Source organism: Croceicoccus bisphenolivorans, assembly GCF_001634625.1.
Taxonomy (GTDB): domain Bacteria; phylum Pseudomonadota; class Alphaproteobacteria; order Sphingomonadales; family Sphingomonadaceae; genus Croceicoccus; species Croceicoccus bisphenolivorans.
Map to the genome: position 1 here is coordinate 80335 of NZ_LRSE01000009.1, position 24295 is coordinate 104629.

General features: G+C 64.6%; 26 protein-coding genes. 21 read left to right on the forward strand and 5 right to left on the reverse strand.

The features are described from left to right. The 3 genes from A7A77_RS11200 to arfB are packed head-to-tail and all read left to right on the forward strand — an operon-like array spanning position 1 to position 2277. Positions 1 to 1197, forward strand: a complete 1197-nt coding sequence (locus A7A77_RS11200) for a pyridoxal phosphate-dependent aminotransferase (protein ID WP_066557867.1) — start codon at positions 1 to 3, stop codon at positions 1195 to 1197. Further along, complete coding sequence (locus A7A77_RS11205) at positions 1194 to 1862, forward strand: RluA family pseudouridine synthase (protein ID WP_066557870.1); 669 nt, start codon at positions 1194 to 1196, stop codon at positions 1860 to 1862. Before A7A77_RS11200 ends, A7A77_RS11205 begins: the two co-directional genes overlap by 4 nt. Positions 1863 to 1878: 16 nt before the next feature. Continuing rightward, positions 1879 to 2277, forward strand: a complete 399-nt coding sequence (gene arfB / locus A7A77_RS11210) for an alternative ribosome rescue aminoacyl-tRNA hydrolase ArfB (protein WP_245638455.1) — start codon at positions 1879 to 1881, stop codon at positions 2275 to 2277. Here the strand turns inward: arfB and A7A77_RS17900 are convergent. Further along, on the reverse strand, positions 2274 to 2444 hold the full coding sequence (locus A7A77_RS17900) for a hypothetical protein (protein ID WP_156500532.1): 171 nt from the start codon (positions 2442 to 2444) through the stop codon (positions 2274 to 2276). The two genes, arfB and A7A77_RS17900, sit on opposite strands and share 4 nt — an antisense overlap. A gap of 5 nt (positions 2445 to 2449) precedes the next feature. Further along, positions 2450 to 2722: a hypothetical protein gene (locus A7A77_RS11215; RefSeq protein WP_066557874.1), complete on the reverse strand. Its 273-nt coding sequence runs from the start codon at positions 2720 to 2722 to the stop codon at positions 2450 to 2452. Positions 2723 to 2862: 140 nt separating this feature from the next. Here A7A77_RS11215 and A7A77_RS11220 point away from each other — a divergent pair, with 140 nt between their 5' ends. From A7A77_RS11220 to A7A77_RS11270, 12 genes are all read left to right on the forward strand, one after another. Then, positions 2863 to 3891, forward strand: coding sequence for an ArsR/SmtB family transcription factor (locus tag A7A77_RS11220; RefSeq protein ID WP_066557876.1), 1029 nt, complete (start codon positions 2863 to 2865; stop codon positions 3889 to 3891). Then, entirely contained in the window at positions 3888 to 4808 is a 921-nt protein-coding gene (gene metF / locus A7A77_RS11225) for a methylenetetrahydrofolate reductase [NAD(P)H] (protein ID WP_066557879.1), read from the forward strand. Before A7A77_RS11220 ends, metF begins: the two co-directional genes overlap by 4 nt. Then, the gene (locus tag A7A77_RS11230; protein WP_066557881.1) at positions 4805 to 5866 is read left to right on the forward strand and encodes a homocysteine S-methyltransferase family protein; all 1062 of its coding nucleotides are present in this window, start codon (positions 4805 to 4807) and stop codon (positions 5864 to 5866) included. The genes metF and A7A77_RS11230 overlap by 4 nt, the downstream gene beginning before the upstream one ends. Continuing rightward, positions 5866 to 8469, forward strand: a complete 2604-nt coding sequence (gene metH, locus A7A77_RS11235; protein ID WP_066557883.1) for a methionine synthase — start codon at positions 5866 to 5868, stop codon at positions 8467 to 8469. The genes A7A77_RS11230 and metH overlap by 1 nt, the downstream gene beginning before the upstream one ends. 78 nt (positions 8470 to 8547) lie before the next feature. Continuing rightward, positions 8548 to 9288 carry a YebC/PmpR family DNA-binding transcriptional regulator gene (locus A7A77_RS11240; protein ID WP_066557888.1) on the forward strand — a complete coding sequence of 247 codons (741 nt, stop codon included), beginning with the start codon at positions 8548 to 8550 and terminating at the stop codon, positions 9286 to 9288. 130 nt (positions 9289 to 9418) lie between these two features. Beyond that, a complete protein-coding gene (locus tag A7A77_RS11245; RefSeq protein ID WP_066557891.1) occupies positions 9419 to 9769 on the forward strand; it encodes a DUF3147 family protein in 351 nt (116 codons plus the stop codon). 24 nt (positions 9770 to 9793) lie between these two features. Further along, positions 9794 to 10270, forward strand: coding sequence for a crossover junction endodeoxyribonuclease RuvC (ruvC, locus tag A7A77_RS11250; protein WP_066557896.1), 477 nt, complete (start codon positions 9794 to 9796; stop codon positions 10268 to 10270). Further along, on the forward strand, positions 10242 to 10760 hold the full coding sequence (locus tag A7A77_RS11255) for a nucleoside deaminase (RefSeq protein ID WP_245638456.1): 519 nt from the start codon (positions 10242 to 10244) through the stop codon (positions 10758 to 10760). The genes ruvC and A7A77_RS11255 overlap by 29 nt, the downstream gene beginning before the upstream one ends. A 93-nt stretch (positions 10761 to 10853) precedes the next feature. Beyond that, complete coding sequence (gene ruvA / locus A7A77_RS11260; RefSeq protein ID WP_066557900.1) at positions 10854 to 11459, forward strand: Holliday junction branch migration protein RuvA; 606 nt, start codon at positions 10854 to 10856, stop codon at positions 11457 to 11459. Beyond that, positions 11456 to 11935 carry a hypothetical protein gene (locus A7A77_RS17905; RefSeq protein ID WP_156500533.1) on the forward strand — a complete coding sequence of 160 codons (480 nt, stop codon included), beginning with the start codon at positions 11456 to 11458 and terminating at the stop codon, positions 11933 to 11935. Before ruvA ends, A7A77_RS17905 begins: the two co-directional genes overlap by 4 nt. After that, entirely contained in the window at positions 11932 to 12960 is a 1029-nt protein-coding gene (gene ruvB, locus A7A77_RS11265; protein WP_066557903.1) for a Holliday junction branch migration DNA helicase RuvB, read from the forward strand. The genes A7A77_RS17905 and ruvB overlap by 4 nt, the downstream gene beginning before the upstream one ends. A gap of 76 nt (positions 12961 to 13036) precedes the next feature. Next, on the forward strand, positions 13037 to 14476 hold the full coding sequence (locus A7A77_RS11270) for a helicase HerA domain-containing protein (protein WP_066557906.1): 1440 nt from the start codon (positions 13037 to 13039) through the stop codon (positions 14474 to 14476). Between the two features lie 11 nt (positions 14477 to 14487). Here A7A77_RS11270 and A7A77_RS11275 read toward each other — a convergent pair whose 3' ends face one another. Continuing rightward, positions 14488 to 14886, reverse strand: a complete 399-nt coding sequence (locus A7A77_RS11275) for an RrF2 family transcriptional regulator (protein WP_425388566.1) — start codon at positions 14884 to 14886, stop codon at positions 14488 to 14490. Between the two features lie 84 nt (positions 14887 to 14970). Here A7A77_RS11275 and A7A77_RS11280 point away from each other — a divergent pair, with 84 nt between their 5' ends. Then, positions 14971 to 15417, forward strand: coding sequence for a globin domain-containing protein (locus A7A77_RS11280; RefSeq protein WP_066557911.1), 447 nt, complete (start codon positions 14971 to 14973; stop codon positions 15415 to 15417). Between the two features lie 126 nt (positions 15418 to 15543). Here A7A77_RS11280 and acnA read toward each other — a convergent pair whose 3' ends face one another. Continuing rightward, the gene (gene acnA, locus A7A77_RS11285) at positions 15544 to 18222 is read right to left on the reverse strand and encodes an aconitate hydratase AcnA (RefSeq protein ID WP_066558108.1); all 2679 of its coding nucleotides are present in this window, start codon (positions 18220 to 18222) and stop codon (positions 15544 to 15546) included. Positions 18223 to 18482: 260 nt separating this feature from the next. On the opposite strand from acnA, the gene A7A77_RS11290 reads away from it, so the two are divergent. The 3 genes from A7A77_RS11290 to A7A77_RS11300 are packed head-to-tail and all read left to right on the forward strand — an operon-like array spanning position 18483 to position 21600. After that, the gene (locus tag A7A77_RS11290; protein ID WP_066557913.1) at positions 18483 to 18929 is read left to right on the forward strand and encodes a MarR family winged helix-turn-helix transcriptional regulator; all 447 of its coding nucleotides are present in this window, start codon (positions 18483 to 18485) and stop codon (positions 18927 to 18929) included. Then, positions 18922 to 19986: an HlyD family secretion protein gene (locus A7A77_RS11295; RefSeq protein ID WP_066557915.1), complete on the forward strand. Its 1065-nt coding sequence runs from the start codon at positions 18922 to 18924 to the stop codon at positions 19984 to 19986. The genes A7A77_RS11290 and A7A77_RS11295 overlap by 8 nt, the downstream gene beginning before the upstream one ends. Before the next feature lie 42 nt (positions 19987 to 20028). After that, positions 20029 to 21600 carry a DHA2 family efflux MFS transporter permease subunit gene (locus tag A7A77_RS11300; protein WP_066557917.1) on the forward strand — a complete coding sequence of 524 codons (1572 nt, stop codon included), beginning with the start codon at positions 20029 to 20031 and terminating at the stop codon, positions 21598 to 21600. Positions 21601 to 21627: 27 nt separating this feature from the next. Here A7A77_RS11300 and A7A77_RS11305 read toward each other — a convergent pair whose 3' ends face one another. Continuing rightward, positions 21628 to 22116, reverse strand: a complete 489-nt coding sequence (locus A7A77_RS11305; RefSeq protein ID WP_066557919.1) for a flavin reductase family protein — start codon at positions 22114 to 22116, stop codon at positions 21628 to 21630. A gap of 153 nt (positions 22117 to 22269) precedes the next feature. Here A7A77_RS11305 and A7A77_RS11310 point away from each other — a divergent pair, with 153 nt between their 5' ends. Beyond that, entirely contained in the window at positions 22270 to 23724 is a 1455-nt protein-coding gene (locus A7A77_RS11310; protein WP_082836076.1) for a L,D-transpeptidase family protein, read from the forward strand. Then, the gene (locus A7A77_RS11315) at positions 23721 to 24218 is read left to right on the forward strand and encodes a GNAT family N-acetyltransferase (RefSeq protein ID WP_245638457.1); all 498 of its coding nucleotides are present in this window, start codon (positions 23721 to 23723) and stop codon (positions 24216 to 24218) included. The genes A7A77_RS11310 and A7A77_RS11315 overlap by 4 nt, the downstream gene beginning before the upstream one ends. Positions 24219 to 24295 lie beyond the last annotated feature (77 nt).

A 24295-nucleotide genomic window follows, 5' to 3' on the forward strand; every position in this document is an offset into this window, starting at 1 on the left:
ATGACCGAACCCCGCCTGTCCGCCGCGCTGCAGCGGATAGCCCCTTCGCAGACCACCGCGATGACCGACCGCGCGATCGAACTGCGCGCGCAGGGGCGCGACATCATCTCGCTGTCCGTGGGAGAACCGGATTTCGACACCCCCGCCCACGTGGTCGAGGCAATGAAGGCCGCGCTGGATGCCGGACAGACGCGCTACACCCCCGTCGGCGGCACTGCCGCGATGAAGCGGGCCGCCGCGCTCCATTTCGAGCGCGATCTCGGCATTGCGACCGATACCGCGCACGTGACGATCAGCGCAGGCGGCAAGCAGGCGATCTTCCACGCCCTGTTGGCGACGATCGATCCGGGCGACGAAGTCGTAATCCCCGCGCCGTGGTGGGTGTCCTATCCCGAAATCGTGCGCTTTGCCGGTGGCACCGTGGTTCCCCTGCCGACGCGGCCGGAAAACGGCTTTCGCTTCTCTGCAGCAGAGCTTGAGGCGGCCATCACGCCCAAGACGCGATGGCTCCTGATGAACAACCCCGGCAACCCCACCGGCGCGGTGTTCACGGCAGAAGACCTGACCGCCATCGCCGAAGTGCTGGACCGCCACCCGCAAGTGCTGGTGATGAGCGACGATATCTATGCACCGCTCACCTACACCGGCGCGCCTCATGCGACACTTGCCGCGCTGCGCCCCGATCTGGCGGACCGCGTGCTGACCGTATCGGGCGTATCGAAAAGCCACGCGATGACGGGCCTGCGCATCGGTGTCGCCACGGGCCCCGCATGGCTGATCCGCGCGATGGAAAAGCTGCAGTCGCATTCCAGCGGCAACCCCTGCTCGATCAGTCAGGCAGGCGCAGTCGCCGCATTCGAAGGCCCGCAGGACTTCCTCGCCGACTGGCGCGAGACGTTTCGCCGCCGCCGCGAACTCGTGGTATCGCGCATCAACGCCATCCCCGGCCTGTCGACGCCGGTGCCGCAAGGCGCGTTCTATTGCTTCATCGACGCATCGCCGCTGATCGGCGGCGGGATCGCGGACGATGGTGCATTGGCGCTGCACCTGCTCGAACACGGGGTCGCGGTGGTCGCCGCCTCCGCATTTGGCGGTACGCATTGTGATCTGGCCGGTTTCCGTATCAGCTTCGCGGCCAGCGAAGCGCAATTGACCGAAGCGATGAACCGCATCGAGAAAGCCGTAGCCGCCATATGACCATCCCCATTCTCTACGAAGACGGCGAAGCGCTCGTCATCGACAAGCCCGCCGGCCTGCCGATCGAACGGCCCCGCGCCGGCGGACGCAGCCTTGAAGACCATCTCGAGGAACTGAAGCTCGGCTTCCAGCGCCCGCCCGTACCGGTCCACCGGCTCGACACCGATACCTCGGGCTGCCTGCTGCTGGCGCGCAATCCGAAGGCATTGAAGCGCTTCAACAAGGCGTTTGAGGACCGGCAGGTGGAAAAGGTCTATCTAGGCGTGCTGGCCGGAACCGTGGCCGAGGATGAGGGCGAGATCGCGCTGTCGCTGTCGAAGATCAGCAGCAAGGATGCAGGCTGGCGCATGATCGCGGCGAAGAAGGGCAAGCCTTCGCTGACCCACTGGCGCAAGCTGGACGAGAAGGACGGGACGACGCTGATCGAGTTCCGGCCCGAGACCGGCCGTACGCACCAGATCCGCATCCACGCGCTGGCGGGCCTTGGTGCCTCGCTGCTCGGCGATCCGATCTACGGCACGGGTAAGGGCGCGCCGCGCACGATGCTCCACGCCAGCGGGCTGATCGTTCACCGCGAAGGCAAGATGCCGATTCAAGCGAGTGCGCCCCTGCCCGCCGATTTCGCGCGGCTCGGCTTCGCCATTCCCGACGCGACAGGTGCCTGAGGAACAGGACGCACTGGTGGCGCGGGCCCATGCCCTTGCCGAAGAACGCTTCATCGCCGCGTCCGGACCCGGCGGGCAGAACGTCAACAAGGTCGCGACGGCCGTGCAGCTGCGCGTCAACATCTACAGGCTGGGCCTGACGCCGACCGTGTTTCACCGGCTGAAGGCGCTGGCGGGGAGCCGCGTTTCGTCCAGCGGCGATCTCATCATCGATGCCCGCCGCTTCCGCACGCAGGAACAGAACCGCGCCGATGCACGCGAACGGCTGGCCGAACTGCTGAAAGAAGCGCAGATCGAACCGAAGAAACGCGCCAAGTCCCGCGTGAACCGCGTGGGCAAGGTGCAGCGCTTGAAACAGAAAAAGTCGCGCGGCGAGGTAAAGGCCGGTCGCGGCAAAGTCACCCGCTGGGATTAATCGGGAGCGCCTTCGCTCTCCGTAGCCGCCGGCGTTTCAGCGGGCAGCATTTCCGCGGCATCGGACAGGACCTGCTCCTCCTCCGCCGTGGGGGCGGTGGGCGGTTCCGGCTCCCCGCCACAGGCCGCAAGGTACAGCAGGCCAAGGGCGGAGAGCGCGAAACGCATACCGGTTACTCGGCCATCGCCGCTTCGAGATCGGCCGCAGCATCGGCAGCCGCATCAGCCGCGTCATCGGCGGGAGCGGTCGTTTCCTCGGCAACCGGCGCTTCGTCGGCCATGCCTTCGTCGATAGCCGGATCCTCGTCCATGCCGGGCTGCGTCATCACTTCGTCAGCGGGCATTTCAACGGTGTCTGCCTCTGCCGGTGCGTCCGGATCATCGGTGGAGCCGCAAGCGGACAGGGCAAAGGCCAGCGAGGCCGCGACGAGTGCAATTTTCTTCATGGGTTCGCTCCATGTGGCGGAAATAAGGCGACCCTCCTAGGCGAAGCCCGCCCCGCCCGCAATCACAACCGGACCGGAGCGGCGCTCGGTCCACCGCACCGTTGCAAACATATAAAGGTTTCTTTATATGATGTCGCAAGATGCCCGTGCACGACCTCATCAGCGCTCTCGACGATCCCACGCGCCTGCGCCTCTTGCGCCTGCTTGCGCGCATGGAACTGGCCGTGGGCGAACTGGCCGACGTGCTGGAACAGAGCCAGCCGCGCATCTCGCGCCATGTCCGCATCCTTACAGAGGCCGGCCTGATCGAAAAGCGCAAGGAAGGCAGCTGGGTCTTCCTGCGTGCGACCGGTCATGACGACGATGGCATGGCCGCCCGCGCCGAAGACCTGCTGGCCGCTGCCGAGGAAGAGGACGCCGCCTTTGCGCATGTCTGCGCCGCCGACCGTGCGCGCCTTGCCGCCATCCGCTCCGCGCGGGAGGAAACGGCCGAAAAATACTTCGCCCGCCATGCCGAGGAGTGGGACCGGCTGCGATCGCTGCACAGCCCCGACGGCGCGGTGGAAGCCGAACTGACCCGCCTGCTCGGCGCCCTGGACACGCATGACGATCCGGCGCCGCCCGCGGTCGATCTGGGCCGATTGCTCGACATCGGCACCGGCACGGGCCGCATGGCCGAACTCTACGCGCCCAGCGCGCAGCATGTCGCCGCGATCGACAAGAGCCCGGAAATGCTGCGCATTGCTCGCGCGCGGCTGCAACACCTGCCGCCTGCGCGCCTGTCGCTGCTGCAGGGCGATTTCCTCGACCTTCCGTTCGAGGCGGAGAGTTTCGACACGGTGCTGTTCCATCAGGTCCTGCACTATGCGCAAGCGCCCGAGCGCGCTCTGGCCGAAGCCGCGCGCGTCACGAAGCCGGGTGGCCGCATCGCCATCGTCGATTTCGCCGCCCACGCGCGCGAAGACCTGCGCACCGAACAAGCCCATGCCCGCCTCGGTTTCACCGACACGCAGATGCAGACGCTGCTGGAAGGTGCGGGTTTCGCGCCCGTTGCCGACAGCGCCCTTTCCGGTTCCGAGTTGACCGTCCGCATCTGGACGGGCAGGCGGACCTTATCGGTGCACCGCCTTTCCGCGCGCACCGACACCAGAAGAAAAGCCAGCAAATGACCGATACCCAGACCAGCCAAGCGGGCCTTTCAGGCCTGCCCCTGTTCGCCGATCTTCCCGGCGACGTGAACGTCAGCTTCGAATTCTTCCCGCCCAAGACGGAGAAGATGGAAGAGCAGCTGTGGGACGCGATCGAGAAGCTGGCCCCGCTGAACCCCGCCTTCGTGTCGGTGACTTACGGCGCGGGCGGTTCGACGCGCGAACGCACCCACGCCACCGTGTCGCGCATCATCAGGGAAGCGAAGCTGCCGGCGGCTGCCCACCTCACCTGTGTGGAGGCGAGCAAGGCCGACATTCGCGCCGTGGCCGAACAGTACTGGGAAGACGGCGTGCGCCACATCGTTGCGCTGCGCGGTGATCCGACGACGCCGGGCGGCAAGTTCGAACCGCACCCCGAAGGCTATGCCAGCGCCGCCGAACTGGTCGCAGGGCTGAAGGAAATCGCCCCGTTCGAGATCAGCGTTGCCGCCTATCCCGAAACCCACCCCGAAGCGACGTGCCCGCAGGCCGACATCGACAACCTGAAGCGCAAAATCGACGCGGGCGCGGACCGGGCGATCACGCAGTTCTTCTTCGCGCCGGAATGCTTTCTGGAGTTCAAGGAGAAGGTCGCCGCCAACGGCATCACTGCGCCGGTCCTCCCGGGCATCCTGCCGGTATCCAACGTCGCGCAAACGCGGAAGATGGCGGCGATGTGCGGCGCGGCGATCCCCGAGTGGATGGACCGCCTGTTCGAAGGGCTGGACGACCGCCCCGGCGCGCGCAAGCTGGTCGCGGCGACGATCGCGGCGGAATTCTGCCGCTCGCTCTATGCCGGCGGTGTGCGCGATTTCCACTTCTACACGCTGAATCGCTCGGACCTGTCCTATGCGATCTGCCACCTGCTCGGGCTGCGGCCCACGGGAGAAAACGCATGACCCTCATCCCCAGCAAGGCCCGCGCGCAGTTCGAGGCAGCTGCGGCAGAACGCATCCTCATCACCGATGGCGCGTTCGGCACGCAGATCCAGACGAAAGGTCTGGTCGAAGCGGATTACGCAGGCGATCTCGGCCTGTCCCACGACCAGAAGGGCAACAACGACATCCTCGCCCTGACCCGTCCGGACGTGCCGGAATCGATCCACCGCGCCTATTTCGAGGCGGGGGCCGACATTGCCGAGACGAACACGTTTTCGGCCAACAAGATCAGCCAAGCCGATTACGGCGCGGAACATCTGGTGGAGGCGATCAACCACCAAAGCGCGAAACTGGCCCGCCGCGTGGCCGACGAATTCACGGCAAAAGACGGCAGGCCGCGCTTTGTCGCGGGCGCGATCGGGCCGACGAACAAGACACTCTCGCTTTCGCCCGACGTCAACGACCCCGGCTACCGCGAGATCGACTTCGACTATCTGACCGAAGTTTACCGCGAACAGGCCGCCGCGCTGGTCGAGGGCGGTTCCGACTTCATCCTCATCGAAACGGTGTTCGACACGCTGAACGCCAAGGCGGGGATCATGGCGGTGAAGCAGCTTGAGAAGGAGCTGGGCCGCGAAGTCCCGATCATGCTGTCGATGACGCTGACCGACCTGTCGGGCCGCAACCTGTCCGGCCACACGGTCGAGGCGTTCTGGTACGCGGTGCGCCATGCAAAGCCGCTGACCGTCGGGCTCAACTGCAGCTTCGGCGCGACGCAGCTTCGCCCGCACGTGAAGTCGCTTAGCACAATCGCCGACACCTACATCATGATCTATCCCAATGCGGGTCTGCCCAACGAACTGGGCGAGTATGACGAGATGCCCGACACAACGGCGGGCTTCGTCCACGAATGGGCCATCGCGGGGCAGGTCAATGTGCTGGGCGGTTGCTGCGGATCTTCCCCTGCGCACATCGCCGCGATGGCGAAGGCGGTGGCGGACGTTTCCCCGCGCAAGCTGCCGACCCTTGAAACGAAGACCCGCCTTGCGGGCCTCGAACCCTTTATCATGGCTGCCTGATGACCGATTCCAATTCCTCTGCCCGTTTCGTCAATATCGGTGAGCGGACCAACGTCACCGGCTCGGCCCGTTTCAAGAAACTGGTCATGGCGGGCGACTACCCCGCCGCGGTCGAAGTCGCGCGCCAACAGGTCGAGAACGGCGCGCAGGTGATCGACGTCAACATGGACGAGGGCCTGCTCGACGCGGTCGAGGCGATGACCACCTTCCTGAAGCTGATTGCCGCCGAACCCGACATCGCGCGGGTGCCGGTGATGATCGACAGCTCCAAATGGGAAGTGATCGAGGCGGGCCTGAAATGCGTTTCGGGCAAGCCCATCGTGAACTCGATTTCGATGAAGGAGGGCGAGGAGCCGTTCCTTCAGCACGCGCGCAAATGCATGGACTACGGCGCGGCGGTCGTCGTCATGGCCTTCGACGAAACCGGCCAGGCCGACACGAAACAGCGCAAGGTCGAAATCTGCAAGCGCGCCTACGACCTCCTCACCGGCATCGGTTTTCCGGCAGAGGACATCATCTTCGACCCCAACGTCTTCGCCGTCGCGACGGGGATCGAGGAGCATGACCGCTACGCGCTCGACTTTATCGAGGCGGTGACGGAACTGCGCGAACTGTGCCCGCACGCGCATTACTCCGGCGGTTTGTCGAACCTCTCGTTCTCCTTCCGCGGGAACGAGACGGTGCGCCGCGCGATGCACTCCGTCTTCCTGTACCATGCAATTCCGGTCGGCCTCGACATGGCCATCGTCAATGCCGGACAGCTCGACGTTTACGACCAGATCGAGCCGAAACTGCGCGAGGCTTGCGAGGACGTGATCCTCATGCGCCGCCCGGATGCCACCGAACGCCTGATCGAGCTGGCCGAAAGCTACAAGGGCGTTTCGGTAGAGGCCGAGAAGCAGGCGGCCGAGTGGCGTTCCTATCCGGTTGAAAAGCGGCTGGAACACGCGCTGGTCAAGGGCATCGACGCACACATCGTCGATGATACCGAGGAAATGCGCGCCGCGACCTCGGAACGCGGCGGCCGCCCGATCGAGGTGATCGAAGGCCCGCTGATGGACGGCATGAACGTCGTCGGCGACTTGTTCGGCAGCGGCAAGATGTTCCTGCCGCAAGTCGTCAAATCCGCCCGCGTCATGAAGAAGGCCGTCGCCCACCTCATCCCCTTTATCGAGGCGGAGAAGGAAGCGGGCGCCAAGGCCAAGGGCCGGATCATCATGGCCACGGTGAAGGGCGACGTTCACGACATCGGCAAGAACATCGTCGGCGTGGTCCTGCAGTGCAACGGCTACGAAGTGATCGATCTTGGCGTCATGGTGCCGTGGTCCACGATCCTCGAAGCCGCCAACGAGAACGATGCCGACATCATCGGCCTTTCGGGCCTCATCACCCCCTCGCTGGACGAGATGGTGACCGTGTCGGAGGAAATGCAGCGCGCGGGAATGACCATCCCGCTGCTAATCGGCGGCGCGACGACGAGCAAGGTGCACACAGCGCTCAGGATCGATCCGGCCTATGAAGGCCCGGTGATCCACGTTCTGGACGCCAGCCGCGCGGTCGGCGTTGCCTCGCAGCTTCTGTCCGACACGCAGCGCGACGGGTTCGTCGGGTCGACTGCCGACGAATACGAAAAGGTTCGCGAAGCCCGCGCCAACAAGGGGCAGAGCGCACTGCTGCCGCTGGAGGAGGCCCGCGAAAACGGGTTCGTGGCCGACATGGCGCTGAAGGCCCCCGCCCCCGCGCAGCCCGGCGTGCACGTTTTCGACGACTGGGATCTGGCAGATCTTGAGGAGACGTTCGACTGGACCCCGTTCTTCCGCGCATGGGAACTGGCGGGCACGTACCCTGCCATCCTCGACGACGAGATCGTGGGCGAAAGCGCGCGCAGCCTGTTTGCCGATGCGAAGGCGATGCTGGACAAGATCGTCAGCGAGAAGTGGCTGACAGCCAGGGGCGTGGCAGGCTTCTGGCCCTGCAGGCGCGAGGGTGACGACGTGCTTCTCGATGACGGCACCCGCCTCCCTTTCCTCCGCCAGCAAGTGAAGAAATCGCGCGACCGCGCCAATTTCTGCCTGTCCGACTTCATCGATCCGGCAGGCGACTGGATCGGCGGCTTTGCGGTCTCGATCCACGGCATCGAACCGCACATCGAACGCTTCCGTGCGAACCACGACGACTATTCGGACATTCTGCTCAAGGCTCTGGCCGACCGGTTTGCCGAAGCCTTTGCCGAACGCCTGCACCAGCATGTCCGCACGAACCTGTGGGGTTATGCAGAGGGTGAGCAACTGACCAACGAGGCGTTGATCAAGGAGCAATATCGCGGCATCCGCCCCGCCCCCGGCTATCCGGCATGCCCCGACCACTCTCTGAAACCGACGCTGTTTGGCCTGCTCGACGTAGAGGGTAACACCGGCTCAACGCTCACCGAAAGCTATGCCATGTTGCCCACCGCGGCGGTAAGCGGATTCTACTTCGCGCATCCGGACAGCCAGTATTTCGGCGTCGCGCGCATCGGGCGGGACCAGCTGGAAGACTATGCCGCGCGGCGCGGGGTCGAAATCGCCGTCGCAGAGCGCTGGCTGAGGCCAAACCTAGACTGATGTTGCCCAAACGGCGCGCACCGGTGTAAGGGCGCGAGCAAATTTTCGAACATCAGCGATTAACGAGGATCAGCGGCAATGGCCGGCCATTCCAAATTCAAGAACATCATGCACCGCAAGGGCGCGCAGGACAAAAAGCGCTCTGCCATGTTCTCCAAGCTTTCGCGCGAGATCACCGTGGCCGCCAAGATGGGCACGCCCGATCCCGACATGAACCCGCGCCTGCGCCTTGCCGTGAACAACGCCAAGGCCCAGTCGATGCCGAAGGACAATATCCAGCGCGCCATCGACAAGGCATCGGCCAACGAAGGCGATGACTACGAAGAAATCCGCTACGAAGGCTATGGCCCGGGCGGCGTCGCTCTGATCGTCGAGGCGCTGACCGACAACCGCAACCGCACCGCCACCAACGTGCGCACCGCCTTTGCCAAGAACGGCGGCAATCTCGGCGCTTCGGGCGCGGTCGCCCACGGCTTCGAGCGCCTTGGCATGATCGAATATCCGGCCAGCGCCGGTGACGAGGAGAAAGTCCTCGAAGCCGCGATTGAGGCCGGCGCGGACGACGTCGAATCGAGCGAGGACGGCCACGTCATCTGGACCCAGATGGAAGCGCTGCACGAAGTGTCGAGCGAGCTGGAAAAGGCGCTGGGCGAGGCGGAGAACGTCAAGCTGGCGTGGAAGCCGAACATCACCGTCGATTGCGACGAAGGCACGGCGCAGACCCTGCTGAAGCTGGTCGACGCGCTTGACGATGACGACGATGTCCAGACCGTCTGGGGGAACTACGAGATCTCCGACGAAGTCATGGAAAAGCTTTGACCTTTCGCTATGCCGGGCTGCGAATGGCTACCGCCTGCGCTTCCGGTGCTCACGGACGGAAAGTCCGCTGCGCTCCGGTTCTCGTCGGCAACCATTCTCGCTCCGGCCTGACAAAAGGTTTCCTGTCGTAATGTGGGCTTTGGCCGCGAAGGCGCTGCTTGCCGGTGCCATGATCGCGGCCATTGCCGAACTCGGACGGCGGCTGCCGACGTTGGCCGCCTTTGTCGCATCGCTGCCGCTGGTATCGGTGCTGGGCATGATCTTCCTGTGGCATGCCCGTCCGGATGTGGAGAACATGGCCCGGCATAGCGAGGCGACGTTCTGGTATGTCCTGCCCTCGCTGCCGATGTTCCTCGCCATTCCCTTCCTGTTGCGCCACGGATTGCCGTTCTGGCTGGCGCTGGCGGTCGGCTGTGCGCTGACGATCATGCTCTACGGCTTGCTGAAACTCGTTGCCCCGCGCTTCGGGCTTCCGGTCTGATGTTAGCAATCTGATGGTGACGACATGATCGTACTGGGCCTCGATCCCTCGCTGACCTGCACCGGATGGGGCGTGGTGCGCGTGGATGGCCCGCGCCTGTCGCACATCGCCAATGGCCAGATCGCGACCGACACGAAGTCTTCCCTGGCAGAGCGGCTTCACCACCTGCACGACGCGGTTTTCGCGGTGATCGGCGCTTATCATCCCGACGCTGCTGCGGTGGAGGAAGTGTTCGTCAACAAGAACCCGCAGTCGACGCTCAAGCTGGCGCAGGCGCGCGGTGCGGTGCTGGCGGGTTGCGGGCGCGCATCGTTGCCGGTGCACGAACATGCCACGCGGCTGGTGAAGAAATCGGTGGTCGGCACCGGCGCCGCCGACAAGACGCAGGTACAGGCTATGCTGAAAATCCTGCTGCCCACGGCAAAGATCGCGGGGGCGGACGCGGCGGACGCGCTTGCGGTTGCCATCGCCCATGCCCATCTCGCCCCGCATGGAAGATAGCTCCACAGACGCAGACTGGATGGCGCAGGCCATCGATCTTGCCACGAGGACCAAGGGCACCAATCCCGCCGACACGCCGATTGCCGCGCTGGTGGTGATGGATGGCAAGCTGATCGCCAGCGGCGTGAACCAGACTGCCGAATGCTGCGACGCCACGGCCCATGCAGAGATTGTGGCCCTGCGCGCGGCGGGCAAGGCGGCGGGCACCATGCGGGTGGAGGGGGCGACGCTCTATTCCACGCTGCAACCCTGCGGCATGTGCACGATGGCCGCGATCTGGGCAGGCGTCTCGCGCGTTGTCTATGGCGCGGGGCGCGACGATGTTCACGAGATGTATTTCGAGGATCGGCACCTCTCCACGCTCGACTTCATCGCCGATGCCTACAAGGACGACCTGACGCTGACCGGCGGCGTGCGCGCGGACGAATGCGCCCCGCTGTACTTCCGCCCGTGGGACGACGTGCCCGAAGAGATGCAGGGTAACGATTGATGGCACGGGGATTGATCGCAGGGTGATTGATCGCAGGGGATATGCCGCGTCGGCGCGTTCCCTTCCCGTTCTCCCCGCGCTAGCATCGCGGGCATGATCGCGAAACTTTCCGGCAGGCTGGATGAAACGGGGCTCGACTGGGCCGTTATCGATGTCGGCGGCGTCGGCTATCTCGTCCATTGCAGCGCCCGCACGCTGACCTCTCTGGGAGAGAAGGGAGAGGCCTGCACCGTCTTCACCGACTTGCAGGTTTCCGAAAACGACATGCGCCTGATCGGCTTTGCCAGCGCGGCGGAGCGGGAATGGTTCCGCCTGCTGACGCATGTGCAGGGGGTGGGATCGAAAGTGGCTCTGGCGATCCTGTCGGCGCTGAGCACCGAAGAACTGCAACGCGCCTGCGCGGCCGGCGATGCCAAACAGGTTTCGCGCGCCAACGGCGTCGGCCCGAAACTGGCGGCGCGCATCGTGAACGAGTTGAAGGAGAAGGCCGGCGGGTTGCCGACGGCACCGGGCGCGGTGGGTGGCGTGACCATCACCCCCGCCGGTGGCGCGAGTGCAGACGCCGTGTCGGCGCTGGAGAACCTTGGCTTCAAACCCGCGGTTGCTGCGGCGGCGGTCGCGGCGGCGCAAGGGGAACTGGGCGAGGCGGCGGACCTCAACGCGCTGGTGCGGGTGGCTTTGAAGAGGGCGGCGGGGTGATTAAAGGTGGTCTCCCAGATGCGATCCGACAGCAGGCATTGCAAAACTTTGAAACATATACATCTGAAGCCGCTGATCATCTTCGTTGGCAAACTGAAACATCTCAGTCGTCGTTAAAGAATCTTACGCTGGCAAATGGCGGTGCTGTGATTGCGATTCTCAGCTTTATCGGCAATCGCAATCCTCAGTTCAATGAGCAGCAATTGTGGATTGCCATCGCATTGTTCGTATCCGGATTAGGTTGCGCTCTGCTCGGTTACATATTAGCCGATAGATCTCATTCCTATTTCTACAGCTTTGCAAAAGCGTCAGCATGGTTTGAACAAGCAAAAGCCAATGGTTTGAAGCTTCAAGAGCCAAACAAGAATGACCTCTTAGCAGGCAACAGATTTATGCGGGCGTCCGCGTCAGCATCGTTTTTTTCATTGAGCGGCTTCATAGTCGGCGCTGCCGCAGCAATTAGCTCTTTGATATGACCGATAACCCCATCCTCACCCCGGACCGCCAGCCGGAAGACCCGGATGCAGCGCTGCGCCCGAAAACGCTGGCCGAATTCGTCGGGCAGGAAGCCGCGCGCGACAACTTGCGCGTCTTTATCGAAGCGGCCCGTTCGCGGTCGGAGGCGATGGACCATGTCCTGTTCTTCGGCCCGCCCGGCCTTGGCAAGACGACGCTGGCGCAGATCGTGGCGCGCGAACTGCGCGTCGGTTTCCGCGCGACATCCGGCCCCGTCATCGCCAAGGCGGGCGACCTTGCCGCACTGCTGACCAATCTGGAGGAGGGCGACGTCCTCTTCATCGACGAGATCCACCGTCTGAACCCCGTGGTGGAAGAAGTGCTCTATCCCGCGATGGAGGACCGCGCACTGGATCTCATCATCGGCGAAGGGCCGGCGGCGCGTTCGGTGCGGATCGACCTGCCGCCCTTCACGCTGGTCGGCGCGACGACGCGGCAGGGCTTGCTGACCACCCCCTTGCGCGACCGTTTCGGCATTCCGGTGCGGCTGAACTTCTATACCGTGGCCGAACTGGAACATGTCGTCACGCGCGGCGCGCGCCTGCTGGGCCTGGCGATCGATCCGGACGGCGCGACAGAGATCGCCCGCCGCGCCCGTGGCACCCCGCGCGTCGCCGGACGCCTGCTGCGCCGCGTTCGCGATTTTGCCGAGGTGGCCGGTTCCGCCACCATCACGCGGAAAATCGCGGACAATGCCCTCACCCGGCTGGAGGTCGACAGTCTCGGCCTCGATGCGATGGACCGGCGGTACCTGAACATGATCGCGGACATCTACAAGGGCGGGCCGGTCGGCGTGGAAACGCTGGCGGCGGGCCTGTCCGAACCGCGCGACACGATCGAGGAAGTGATCGAGCCGTATCTCATCCAGCTCGGCCTCGTCGCCCGCACCGCGCGCGGCCGCTGCCTCAACGATCGCGGCTGGGCGCATCTGGGCCTGACCCCGCCGACGGGGACCGTTCAGGGCGGCCTGTTCGACGAGGGGTGACGACCGGCCTCGGAACCGGGGAAACCCGCGCTGCGCGGGTTGGTCAGGCGGGCCTGGGCGGGTTATCGCGGATCGCGTGAAAGCCGAGATCGTCATTGGCGATGAGCAGGGTCGTCCCGTCCTCATCGATATCGAAGAGCTGCTTGCCACGCGCCTTCTGGTGCAGGGCAATTCCGGCTCCGGCAAGTCGCACCTGCTGCGCCGGTTGCTGGAAGAAAGCGCCGGCATGGTGCAGCAGATCATCGTCGATCCCGAAGGCGATTTCGTCAGCCTTGCCGATGCGTTCAACCATATCGTCGTCGATGCCGCGTCCTACTCGCAAGGCGAGCTGGAGGCTCTGGCCGCGCGGGTGCGTGAACACCGCGCCTCTGTCGTGCTGGCGCTGGAGGGGCTGGAGGTAGAGCAGCAGATCAAGGCGGCGGCGACTTTCCTCAACGCCCTGTTCGATGCCCCGCGCGAACATTGGTATCCCGCGCTGGTGGTGGTGGACGAGGCGCAGATGTTCGCGCCGTCCGCCGCTGGCGAAATGGCGGAAGATACGCGCCGCCTGACGCTTTCGGCCATGACCAACCTGATGTGCCGCGGGCGCAAGCGGGGGCTGGCCGGTATCGTCGCGACGCAGCGTCTGGCGAAGCTGGCCAAGAACGTCGCGGCAGAGGCGTCGAACTTCCTGATGGGGCGCACCTTCCTCGATATCGACATGGTGCGCGCCGCCGACCTGCTGGGCATGGAGCGGCGGCAGGCCGAGCGTATCCGCGATCTGGAGCGGGGGCGCTTCGTCGGGCTTGGCCCCGCCATCAGCCGCCGCCCCGTCACGGTGAAGATCGGTTCGGTGCAGACCGGCAACAAGGCAGCGGTCACGGGCCTCATGCCTCTTCCCGAAGCGCCCAAGGCTGACATGACCGCGCTGCTGACCGATTCCCTGGCGCAGGAAGCGGCGACGCGAACCCCGCCCCCGCCGCCGATGCGGCCCGCACCCGATGCCCGCGTGTTGAGCGAAACGATTGCGGAGCAGACGGAAAGGCCGGCGCGCACCAGTGCAAGGACACCTGTCGATACCAGCGCCGCCCTGCGCGACGTGCTGGCCGCGATGGCCGCTGATCCCGACGCGCCCTATCAGCCCGCCAGCACGCTCTACCAGTCCTTCCTCGCCCGTTGCCGCGCGCACGGCATCCATATCCCGCCGCTCGACATGATCGCCTTCCGGCGGGAATTCGCGATGGCCGTTGCCGGAGTGGACAATGTGGAAGAGGACGCGCGCTCGCGCCTGCTGGAAGCCGGTTCGGGCATTGCCGACGACTTGCTCGGTCCGTTCCTCGTGATCGGCCGCGCCGCGCTGGAAGGGCGCGACAGCCCGGACGAAGGCGAACTGGCCCGCGCCTATGGCACCAGTTCGCCGGGGCGGGTGCGCCGCCTGCTCGATCATTTCGAGCGGGAGGGACTAATCGTCGTACGCGAGATTTTCGGCGGAGAGCGCAGGATCAGCGTCCCCGCGCTGGAAGCAACGGGCTCTTAGGAGGCAGGACCCTAGGCGGCCACCGACCTGGTGGAGCGTGCGACATCGGCCAGGGTCTGCCGGTCCAGCACGTCCAGAAATGCCCGCTTCGCCTCGTCCAGCGGGCTGATCAGAGAGCAATCCCGGTTGATGACGCAGTTGGGGCAATCCGCCATCTGCATCGTCGGCTCCATCTTGCGGACAACATGCCCGATGCGGATGTCTTCTGGCGGCATCGCCAGCTTCATGCCCCCCGAACGCCCGCGCACCGAACGCAGATATCCTGCGTGGACAAGTGCTTGCCCCACCTTGGCAACGTGGTTGTAGGAAACCCGGTGAGCAGCGGAAAAGCCGGGCAATGCCACCGGAATTTCGCCACTGCGGGTAACGGCGATAAGCAGCCGCAGCGCGAGATCCGTATGGAGCGTCAATTGCATGGCGCTGGGCATAATCTCGTTGCGGCGCAATATCAAATCCAATACAGGTATTTTCAGTACCAGTATTAGGAGCAACCCATGCGTACAGTTTCCGCCCAGACCATCGCTATCGTGAAAAGCACGGCCCCCGCGATCGAAAAGCATGGCCTTGCCATCACCACGCGCATGTACGAGCGGCTGTTCCAGGATGCTGAAATCGCCGCGATGTTCGACCGTGCGGCACAGGAAAGCGGGGAACAGCCCAAGCGGCTGGCGGCGGCGATCCTGGCCTATGCGAAGAATATCGACCGGCTCGACGCGCTCGGCCCCGCCGTTGGCCGCATGGTTGCCCGCCACGTCGAAACCGGTGTGAAGGCGGAACATTATCCCGCCGTTGCCAATGCGCTGCTGCCCGCGATTCGCGATGTCATCGGCGAGGCGGCGACCGACGAGGTTCTGGCCGCATGGGGCGAAGCCTACTGGATGCTGGCCGATATCCTGATCGCCGCAGAAGCGCAGGCTTACGAAGACAGCGACGCGGCCTGAACCGGCCAACCTTCAAAACGGGCTGACACCAGAAAACAGGCCAATATGCAGAATGCAGGAAGGCCTCCCCCCGCGATGTGCGAGGGGAGGCCTTTCCTTTTGGCAATCGCCGTCAGGGCACAGCGCTTATGAAGCGGCGAGCTTGCGCAGAACGTACTGCAGGATGCCGCCGTTCTTGTAGTATTCCAGCTCGTTCGCCGTATCGATGCGGCAGGTCACTTCGAAGCTGAAGGTCGAACCGTCCTTGCGGGTCACGTTCACCGTCACGTCCTGCTGCGGCTTCAGATCCGCAACGCCGGTGATGGTGAAGGCGTCGTCCGCCGTCAGGCCCAGCGTTTCACGCGTGTCGCCTGCCTTGAACTGCAGGGGCAGGACGCCCATGCCGACGAGGTTCGAACGGTGGATACGTTCGAAGCTTTCGACGATCACGGTCTTCACGCCCAGCAGGATCGTGCCCTTCGCCGCCCAGTCGCGCGACGATCCGGTGCCGTATTCCTTGCCCGCGATGACGACCAGCGGCGTTCCGTCGGCCTTGTGCTTCATCGCCGCATCGTAAACCGGCATCGTCTCGCCGTTGTAGCTCGACAATCCGCCTTCGGTGCCGGGGCACATCTCGTTGCGGATGCGAATGTTGGCGAACGTGCCGCGCATCATCACTTCGTGGTGGCCACGGCGCGCGCCGTAGGAGTTGAAGTCAGCCTTGGCGACCTGATGCTCCTGCAGCCACTGGCCCGCCGGGCTGTCGGCCTTGATCGAACCGGCCGGGCTGATGTGGTCGGTCGTGATCGAATCGCCCAGGATGAGCAGCGGCCTGGCTTCGACGATGTCGCCGACGGGCGCCGGGGTCATCGTCATGCCGTCGAAGTAGGGCGGGTTGGCGACGTAGGTCGAACCGGCGCGCCACTGGTACGTTTCCGAGCCCGTGACATCGATCGCCTGCCAGTGGGCATCGCCCTTGTAGACGTCGGCATAGCGGGCCTGGAACATCGCGCGGTCCATGCACGACTGCATCGTCGTGGTGACTTCCTCGTTCGTGGGCCAGATATCCTTCAGGAACACGTCCCGACCGTCCTTGCCGGTGCCGATCGGGGTCGTGGTGAAGTCCTCGATCACCGTGCCCTTCAGCGCATAGGCGACGACGAGCGGCGGCGAGGCGAGGAAGTTGGCGCGAACGTCGGGCGACACGCGGCCTTCGAAGTTGCGGTTGCCGGATATGACGGCGCTGGCAACCAGTCCGTTCTCGTTGATCGCCTTCGAAATCGGCTCGGCCAGCGGGCCGGAGTTGCCGATGCAGGTGGTGCAGCCGTAACCGACGAGGTTGAAGCCGATGTTGTCGAGGTGCGACTGCAGGCCGGCCTTTTCGAGGTAGTCGGTCACGACCTGCGATCCGGGAGCCAGCGAGGTCTTGACCCACGGCTTGGGCTTCAGGCCCAGTTCGTCGGCCTTCTTCGCGACGAGGCCCGCGGCAACCAGCACGCCCGGGTTCGAGGTGTTGGTGCAGCTGGTGATCGCCGCGATCATCACGTCGCCGTCACCCACGTCGAAGTCCTTGCCTTCGACCGGAACGCGCGCGTTCTGCTTCTTGTAGACTTCGGCCATGTCCTTGGCGAAAACGTCGTCGACTTCGGTAAGGTCGACACGGTCCTGCGGACGCTTCGGGCCGGCGAGCGAGGGAACGACGGTGCCCATGTCCAGTTCCAGCGTCGAGGTGAAGACCGGTTCGGGGCCGTTCGGGTCGAGCCAGAAACCCTGTTCCTTGGCATAGGCTTCGACGAGGTCGATCTGCGCTTCTTCACGGCCGGTCAGGCGCATGTATTCCAGCGTCTTGTCGTCGATGCCGAAGAAGCCGCAGGTCGCGCCGTATTCCGGCGCCATGTTGGCCAGCGTCGCACGGTCGGCAAGGCTGAGCGAGGCAAGGCCCGGGCCGTAATATTCGACGAAGCGGCCGACCACGCCATGCTTGCGCAGCATGTTGGTGCAGGTCAGCACGAGGTCGGTCGCGGTGACGCCTTCCTTCAGCTTGCCGGTCAGCTTGAAGCCGACGACTTCGGGGATCAGCATCGAGACCGGCTGGCCGAGCATGGCCGCCTCCGCCTCGATCCCGCCGACGCCCCAGCCCAGAACGCCAAGGCCGTTGATCATCGTGGTGTGCGAATCGGTGCCGACGCAAGTGTCGGGATAGGCAACCGCAGCGCCGCTCTCGTCAGACGAGGTCCACACCGCCTGCGCGATGTTTTCCAGGTTTACCTGGTGGCAGATGCCGGTGCCCGGGGGCACGGCGTAGAAGTTGTCGAGGCTCTTGGAACCCCACTTCAGGAAGTCGTAACGCTCGCCATTGCGCTGGTATTCGATCTCGACGTTCTCCTCGAACGCCTTGGGGTGGCCGAATTCGTCCACCATGACCGAGTGGTCGATGACGAGGTTCACGGGAACCTGCGGGTTGATCTTCTGCGTGTCGCCGCCAAGCTTGGCGATCGCGTCGCGCATCGCGGCAAGGTCGACCACGCAGGGAACGCCGGTGAAGTCCTGAAGCAGGACGCGGGCCGGGCGATACTGGATCTCGCTATGTGGGCCGACGGGGTTCTTCTGCCAGTCGGCAACGGCCTGCGCATCGGCGGTGGAAACGGTGAAGCCGCCGTCTTCGAAACGGAGCATGTTTTCGAGGAGAACCTTCATCGAGAACGGCAGGCGCGAAACGTCGCCCAGCTTCTCTGCGGCCTTCTTCAGCGAGTAATAGGCAAATTCCTTGCCCCCGACGGTCATCGTCGAACGGGTGCCGAGCGTGTCCTTGCCGACTGCGGTCATGCGATCAATCCCCTTGGCTGTGCGGGCGGTGCCGCGAACCCGATCCCTCACCGAGTCGCGCCGCGCCGTGTTGCAATTGCTAACGTGCGTGGGCGCGATGCGCGGGAATGCGCGCTACGTCAAGGCAGGCTAAAGTAGGCCCGCGTCCATAAAAGCGCAGAATCCGCGTGGTTCGACCGGAAAACGACGCACCTGCGAAGAAATGCGCCCCCTGCTATTTCATCCTTGCTTATAATAACTATAGTTACTATGTGTGTGGCATGGATCAAAACGTTGCCTATCTGACCGCCGATATCGGCCGGTTGTTCCGCAAGCGACTGGATTGCCTTGCCCGGCCCAACGGGTTGACGGGCACGCAAATGCGCGTGCTCATTTACCTCAATCGCTTCCCCGGTTCGAACCAGGTCGCGCTGGCTGGATATTTCGAGGTCGAGCCGATCACTGCCGGGCGCATGGTGGACCGGATGGTGTCTGCCGGCCTCGTGGAGCGGCGGGCCGATCCTAACGACCGGCGCGCATGGCTCGTCTACGCTACCGACAAGGGGCGGGAACTGCTGAAGGAACTGCGCGGCGAATTCGACGCCAATGTAAAGAGCGCGCTGTGCGGACTGGACGAGAGCGAGCGACGCACGCTGGAAAACCTGCTGGGGCAAGTCCGGCAAAACCTGCTCGACCAGATGGAAGAACCGGAGGTGGTCAATGGCTGAAGCTGATCCCGTGACCGTTCCGCAAGCCGATAGCGAAGCGCCGGTGCGGCACCCTGCCCCGCGCAAGCGCGGCCGGATGCTTGCGATGTTCCTCGTACCTCTGGCCATTGTCGCCGCAGGGCTGTGGTACTGGTTCGGCAGCCCGGGCGAAGTATCGACGGACAACGCCTACCTGAAGCTGGACGTCGTTTCGGTGGCGAGCGAAGTGCCCGGCAAGATCGTCAAGGTCCACGTGACCGAGAACCAGCTGGTGAAGCAGGGCGACATCCTGTTCGAGATCGACCCCGCCGAATACGAGGTCGCCGTTTCGCAGGCCGATGCCCAGATCGCTGGCGCGCAGGCCCGCATCACATCGCTGCAGGCCGACGTGCATGCCACGGCCGCCGATGTCGCCGGCGCGCGGGATGACCTTGCGCTGGCCGAAGCGAACTATCGGCGCGAGAAGGAACTGATGGACCGCGGCTTCAACACCCGCGCCCGCATGGATGCCGCCACTCACGCCGTCGCCAGCGCGCGCGACGAACTGAGCGCGCTGCAGGCCGACGTGGTCAAGGCGCAGGCGCAGCTGGCCACGGGATCGCAGGTTCCCGGCGTCAATCCCGATATCGCCGCCGGACAGGCCGCGCTGGCCAAGGCGCGACTGAACCTGCAACGCACCGTCGTGCGCGCACCGGTCGCTGGCCGTGTGACGCAGGTTTCGCGGCTTCAGATCGGGCAGTCGGCCATGGCCGCATTGCCGATGGTGTCGATCGTCGAGGACCGGGGTGCACGGGTGGAGGCGAATTTCAAGGAGACCGACCTCAAGAACATGCGACCCGGTCAGAAGGCGGAGATCCGCATCGACGCCTACCCCGACCTCGTGCTGAAGGGGCATGTCGACAGTATCGGGGCAGGCACGGGTTCCGAATTCTCGGTGCTTCCGGCGCAGAATGCCACCGGAAACTGGGTGAAGATAACGCAGCGGGTGCCGGTGCGCATCGCAATCGACGATCCCTCTTCGCGCCCCCTGATTTCGGGCCTTTCCACCGACGTAACCGTCTTTACCAACGACAAGTGATTCCGGCGATGCCCGTGATCCACGCCGCGATGGCGCCCTTCCATGGCTGAGGCTGCGACTGCCGACAGTGCGCCGCCTGCGAACAACCGCGGGATAACGCTGCACACGTCAAACCGCCCGCTGCTGATAACCGGCGCGATGGCGGCGATGATCATGCAGATGCTGGACACCACGATCGCCAACGTCGCCCTGCCCCATATGCAGGCATCGCTTGGCGCGACGACGGATACGATCACGTGGGTGCTCACCAGCTATGTGCTGGCATCGGCCATCGCGCTTCCGGCCACGGGCTGGATGGTGAACCGGCTGGGGCTGCGCACGCTGTTCGTCGGTTCGGTCGCGGCTTTCACCGCCGCCTCGATCCTGTGCGGGCTTGCCCAGAACATGACGGAAATGGTGGCATTCCGCGTCCTGCAAGGGCTGGCCGGTGCCTTCATCGCGCCGCTGGCGCAGACCGTCCTGCTCGATTCCTGTACCGAGGAAGAGCGGCCCAAGATGATGATCATCTACAGCCAGGGCATTTTGCTCGGCCCCATCCTTGGTCCGGTGCTGGGCGGCTACATCACGGAAAGCTTCAGCTGGCGCTGGGTCTTCTACATCAATGTGCCTGTCGGCATCGTCACCGTCCTGATCCTGATGACGATGCTGCCCAACCGCAGGGGGCCGCGCACGAACTTCGATTTCATCGGCTGGGCGCTGATTGCGGCGGCCGTTGCCGCGCTGCAGCTGATGCTCGATCGCGGACAGGGCGAGGACTGGTTCGATTCGGGCGAGATCGTGATCTACGCCGTCATCGCCGCCGCAACCTTCTGGATGGCGATCGTGCATCTTGCGACCCATCGCAATTCGATCTTCCCCCGCGCGCTGTTCCGAGACCGGAACCTTGTGCTCTGCGCCATCCTGAGCTTCCTGTTCGGCACCGTCCTGATGGCCGTCATGGCCCTGTTGCCGGGGCTGTTGCAGCAGATCTACGGGTACCCGGCGATAGAGGCCGGCTGGCTGATGATCCCGCGCGGACTGGGCATGCTTTTGTCGATGACGATCATCGGCCGCTACGTGGCCCGGATGGATGCACGCTTTTCGCTTGTGATCGGCGTTTTCCTGACCGGCCTGTCGCTATGGATGATGACCAGCTGGACGACGGAGATGCCGGCCTCGGACATCTTCATTTCCGGGCTGGTTCAGGGCATCGGGTTCAGCTTCGTGTTCATGCCGCTGAACATCCTCGCCTTCGCCACGTTGCGCGGCGACTTGCGCACCCATGCCACCAGCCTGATGAACCTGGTGCGCAACATCGGTCAGTCGATCGGGATCGCCGTCTGTTCGGTGCTGCTGTCTCGCAATATCCAGATCAACCATGCCGAACTGGGCGCCCGCATAACGCAGTACCGGTTTCCGGTGAACATGGACCAGCTGGGCAGCCTTGGCGAAGTCGGCGACGGGGCGCTGGGCATCATGGACGGGATCGTCACGCAGCAGGCGGCGATGATCGCCTATCTGAACGACTTCTGGTTCATGGCCATCGTCAGCTGGGCGATGATCCCGGTGATCTTCCTTACCCGCAAGCCCGCGACGAAAGCGGACGACAAAGGGCCAGCCGACATCCCGCACTGACCCGCCCCGCAGGTGGCGGAGTGCCGTTCAGTCCCTGACCAGCGCGACCGACGAGTGATAGCCGCCGCGATGGAACAGCAGGGGCGTATCCCCGCCGCAAACGTCGAGCGCTTCCACCCTGCCCACCACCAGCCAGTGATCGCCAAGATCGACGGTCTGTTCGATGGTGCAGTCGATCCAGGCCAGCGCATTATCGAAAACCGGCTGTCCCGACGGGCTTTCCCCGTGCGAAAGATCGAGGAACTTGTCCGGGCGTTTTGAGGCGAAACGCTTGCACAGGTCCAGCTGGTCGGAGCCGAGCACGTTCACACAAAACCGCCCGGCCTTTGCGATACCCGGATAAGTTGCCGACCCCTTGTCGGGGAAGAAGCCCACCAGGGGCGGATCGAGCGAGATCGACGAGAACGAGCCCACCACCATGCCCGTGCGGTTCCCTTCGTCATCGATGGCGGTGACGAGGCACACCCCGGTGGGGTAAGCGCCGAGGACTTCGCGGAAGTGTGCTGAATCGATCATCCGGCGAGGTGTGCCGCGTGCCCGGCCCATCGTCAACGTCGCGCATACGCCCCGCTGCAACGCAACCTGCAATTCAGCTTTGCGAAAGCGCCACTCTCACAAGCTGGGTGAAACTCGCCGGCGCGCTGGACGTTGACCGGTAAGGCGGGGCATATGCCGCCACCATATTATCCGGAGCTTACCTTGAAGCCGAACCTTCCGATCTTGCTTGCAGGCACCTGTCTTGCGCTGGCCGCTACGCCGGGCGCTGCCCAGAATGCGACCGCGAAGCCGGTTCCAGCCCGATCCACCGCACCGGTCTATGTCGGTGAAGGCCAGTTGCCGCGACCTGCCGCCACACCGACGCCCGCGCCGACCCCCGGCCCCGACACGATGCCCGAAACGACGATGCAGTCGAACCCGGTGGTGCAGGACGTGCCGACCGACTTCTTCGATACCCCGCCCACGTGGACCGTGGCGCAGGCGCAGGACTTGCGCGCCTATGTCGCGGGCCTCGGTAACGAAGGGCTGTTTCCCCGCGATTACCTGCCGGTAGAGCTTGACGGCGCCATCGCTGCCGGTGCGGGCGAGAAACTGAACGAGATCGCCACGCGCACTTTCACCTGGGTGGCACAGGACCTGCGCGACGGGCGGACCGAGATGGATTCGCGCAAACAATGGTTCGTGCGCGATCCCGACGCCGAACGCCTGCCGATCAAGCCCCTGCTGGAAGAGGCGCTGGCCACTGGCGATATCGTGGGCGCGCTCGACACGCTCAGCCCCGTGCATCCCGACTATGCCGTGCTGAAACAGATGCTGCTCGAAACGCCGGAAAACGCGAAGGACAAACGCGCCCGGATTCGCGCCAACATGGACCGCTGGCGCTGGCTCGCCCGCGATCTGGGTTCCAGCTACCTGCTGACCAACGTGCCGGAATACCAGCTGCGCCTGACGGTGAACGACAAGATCGTGCGTTCGTACCGCACCATCGTCGGCAAGCCGGGCCGCACCAGCACGCCGCAACTGGCCGAAACGGTGGAAGGCGTGATTTTCAACCCGACGTGGACCGTGCCGCAATCCATCGTGGTCGGCGAAGGGCTGGGCGCGAGAGTGCTGAACAATCCGTCCTATGCGAAAAGCCACAATTACAAGGCGTGGAAGAACGAGGATGGCATGACAGTCGTCGTGCAGCAGCCGGGGCCGGGCAATTCGCTGGGCATGATGAAGATCGACATGCCCAATCCGCATGCGATCTTCCTGCACGACACGCCGGCCAAGAACCTGTTCGATACCGAAAACCGCGCCTATTCCCACGGCTGCATCCGCACCGATCGCGCACTGGAACTGGCGCTGACGCTGGCTATCGCACTGGGGCAGGTACCCAAGGAAGAGGCCGTCGCGATCAGCAAGTCGGGCGAATACACCCGCGTCCCGCTGAAGAAGCAGGTGCCGGTCTACATCACCTACTTCACGATGGCGCAGGACATCGACGGCGAAATGCGCACGTTCAAGGACATCTACGGCCGGGACGAGCCGGTGCTCGCCAGCTTTGCCGCCCCCCGCGTCGCGAAGGACGGCCGCCGCGTCACGAACGAGGAAGTCGTCGCGATCGAGGATCCGGGGCTTTGATATCGATACGCCCCGAACGCGAAGGCGATCGGGGCGCGATTTCAGCGGTCATCGACGTCGCCTTTGCCTGCGCGGACCATTCGGGCGGCAACGAGGCGAAGATCGTGGATGCCATGCGCAGCGACGGGGATCTGGCAATATCGCTTGTCGCCACCACGGGCGGCAATATCGTCGGCCACGTGGCGCTATCGCATGTGCGGATCGCGCAAGCGCAGGATTGGTACGGGCTAGGGCCCGTGAGCGTCCTGCCGGAATGCCAGCGCAAGGGGATCGGCACCGCGTTGATCGAACAGGCACTGGAGGTTGCCACCGCGCAGGGTGCACGTGGCTGCGTCGTCTTGGGCGATCCGGCCTATTACGGCCGCTTCGGATTTGCGGCGGGCCTGGGTCCGACCTTCACCGACGCACCGGCGGAATACTTCATGGCCCTCGCGATTTCCGGGCCGGTCCCGCAGGGCGAGGCGCGCTATGCCCCGGCGTTCTATTACGCCTGACCACGCCGGATTAGCGCTGTCCTACACGGCTCCGCATTACGGAAACCCGCGGGAAAGCGGCGTATTCGGGCGATTGC

Excerpts from the sequence above, each read along its gene's own strand:
- A7A77_RS11200 (WP_066557867.1), top strand. The coding sequence starts at position 1 with ATGACCGAACCCCGCCTGTCCGCCGCGCTGCAGCGGATAGCCCCTTCG.
- A7A77_RS11205 (WP_066557870.1), top strand. The coding sequence starts at position 1,194 with ATGACCATCCCCATTCTCTACGAAGACGGCGAAGCGCTCGTCATCGAC.
- A7A77_RS17900 (WP_156500532.1), bottom strand. The coding sequence starts at position 2,444 with ATGCGTTTCGCGCTCTCCGCCCTTGGCCTGCTGTACCTTGCGGCCTGT.
- A7A77_RS11215 (WP_066557874.1), bottom strand. The coding sequence starts at position 2,722 with ATGAAGAAAATTGCACTCGTCGCGGCCTCGCTGGCCTTTGCCCTGTCC.
- A7A77_RS11220 (WP_066557876.1), top strand. The coding sequence starts at position 2,863 with ATGCCCGTGCACGACCTCATCAGCGCTCTCGACGATCCCACGCGCCTG.
- metF (WP_066557879.1), top strand. The coding sequence starts at position 3,888 with ATGACCGATACCCAGACCAGCCAAGCGGGCCTTTCAGGCCTGCCCCTG.
- A7A77_RS11230 (WP_066557881.1), top strand. The coding sequence starts at position 4,805 with ATGACCCTCATCCCCAGCAAGGCCCGCGCGCAGTTCGAGGCAGCTGCG.
- metH (WP_066557883.1), top strand. The coding sequence starts at position 5,866 with ATGACCGATTCCAATTCCTCTGCCCGTTTCGTCAATATCGGTGAGCGG.
- A7A77_RS11240 (WP_066557888.1), top strand. The coding sequence starts at position 8,548 with ATGGCCGGCCATTCCAAATTCAAGAACATCATGCACCGCAAGGGCGCG.
- A7A77_RS11245 (WP_066557891.1), top strand. The coding sequence starts at position 9,419 with ATGTGGGCTTTGGCCGCGAAGGCGCTGCTTGCCGGTGCCATGATCGCG.
- ruvC (WP_066557896.1), top strand. The coding sequence starts at position 9,794 with ATGATCGTACTGGGCCTCGATCCCTCGCTGACCTGCACCGGATGGGGC.
- A7A77_RS11255 (WP_245638456.1), top strand. The coding sequence starts at position 10,242 with ATGCCCATCTCGCCCCGCATGGAAGATAGCTCCACAGACGCAGACTGG.
- ruvA (WP_066557900.1), top strand. The coding sequence starts at position 10,854 with ATGATCGCGAAACTTTCCGGCAGGCTGGATGAAACGGGGCTCGACTGG.
- ruvB (WP_066557903.1), top strand. The coding sequence starts at position 11,932 with ATGACCGATAACCCCATCCTCACCCCGGACCGCCAGCCGGAAGACCCG.
- A7A77_RS11280 (WP_066557911.1), top strand. The coding sequence starts at position 14,971 with ATGCGTACAGTTTCCGCCCAGACCATCGCTATCGTGAAAAGCACGGCC.
- acnA (WP_066558108.1), bottom strand. The coding sequence starts at position 18,222 with ATGACCGCAGTCGGCAAGGACACGCTCGGCACCCGTTCGACGATGACC.
- A7A77_RS11290 (WP_066557913.1), top strand. The coding sequence starts at position 18,483 with ATGGATCAAAACGTTGCCTATCTGACCGCCGATATCGGCCGGTTGTTC.
- A7A77_RS11295 (WP_066557915.1), top strand. The coding sequence starts at position 18,922 with ATGGCTGAAGCTGATCCCGTGACCGTTCCGCAAGCCGATAGCGAAGCG.
- A7A77_RS11300 (WP_066557917.1), top strand. The coding sequence starts at position 20,029 with ATGGCTGAGGCTGCGACTGCCGACAGTGCGCCGCCTGCGAACAACCGC.
- A7A77_RS11305 (WP_066557919.1), bottom strand. The coding sequence starts at position 22,116 with ATGATCGATTCAGCACACTTCCGCGAAGTCCTCGGCGCTTACCCCACC.
- A7A77_RS11310 (WP_082836076.1), top strand. The coding sequence starts at position 22,270 with ATGCCGCCACCATATTATCCGGAGCTTACCTTGAAGCCGAACCTTCCG.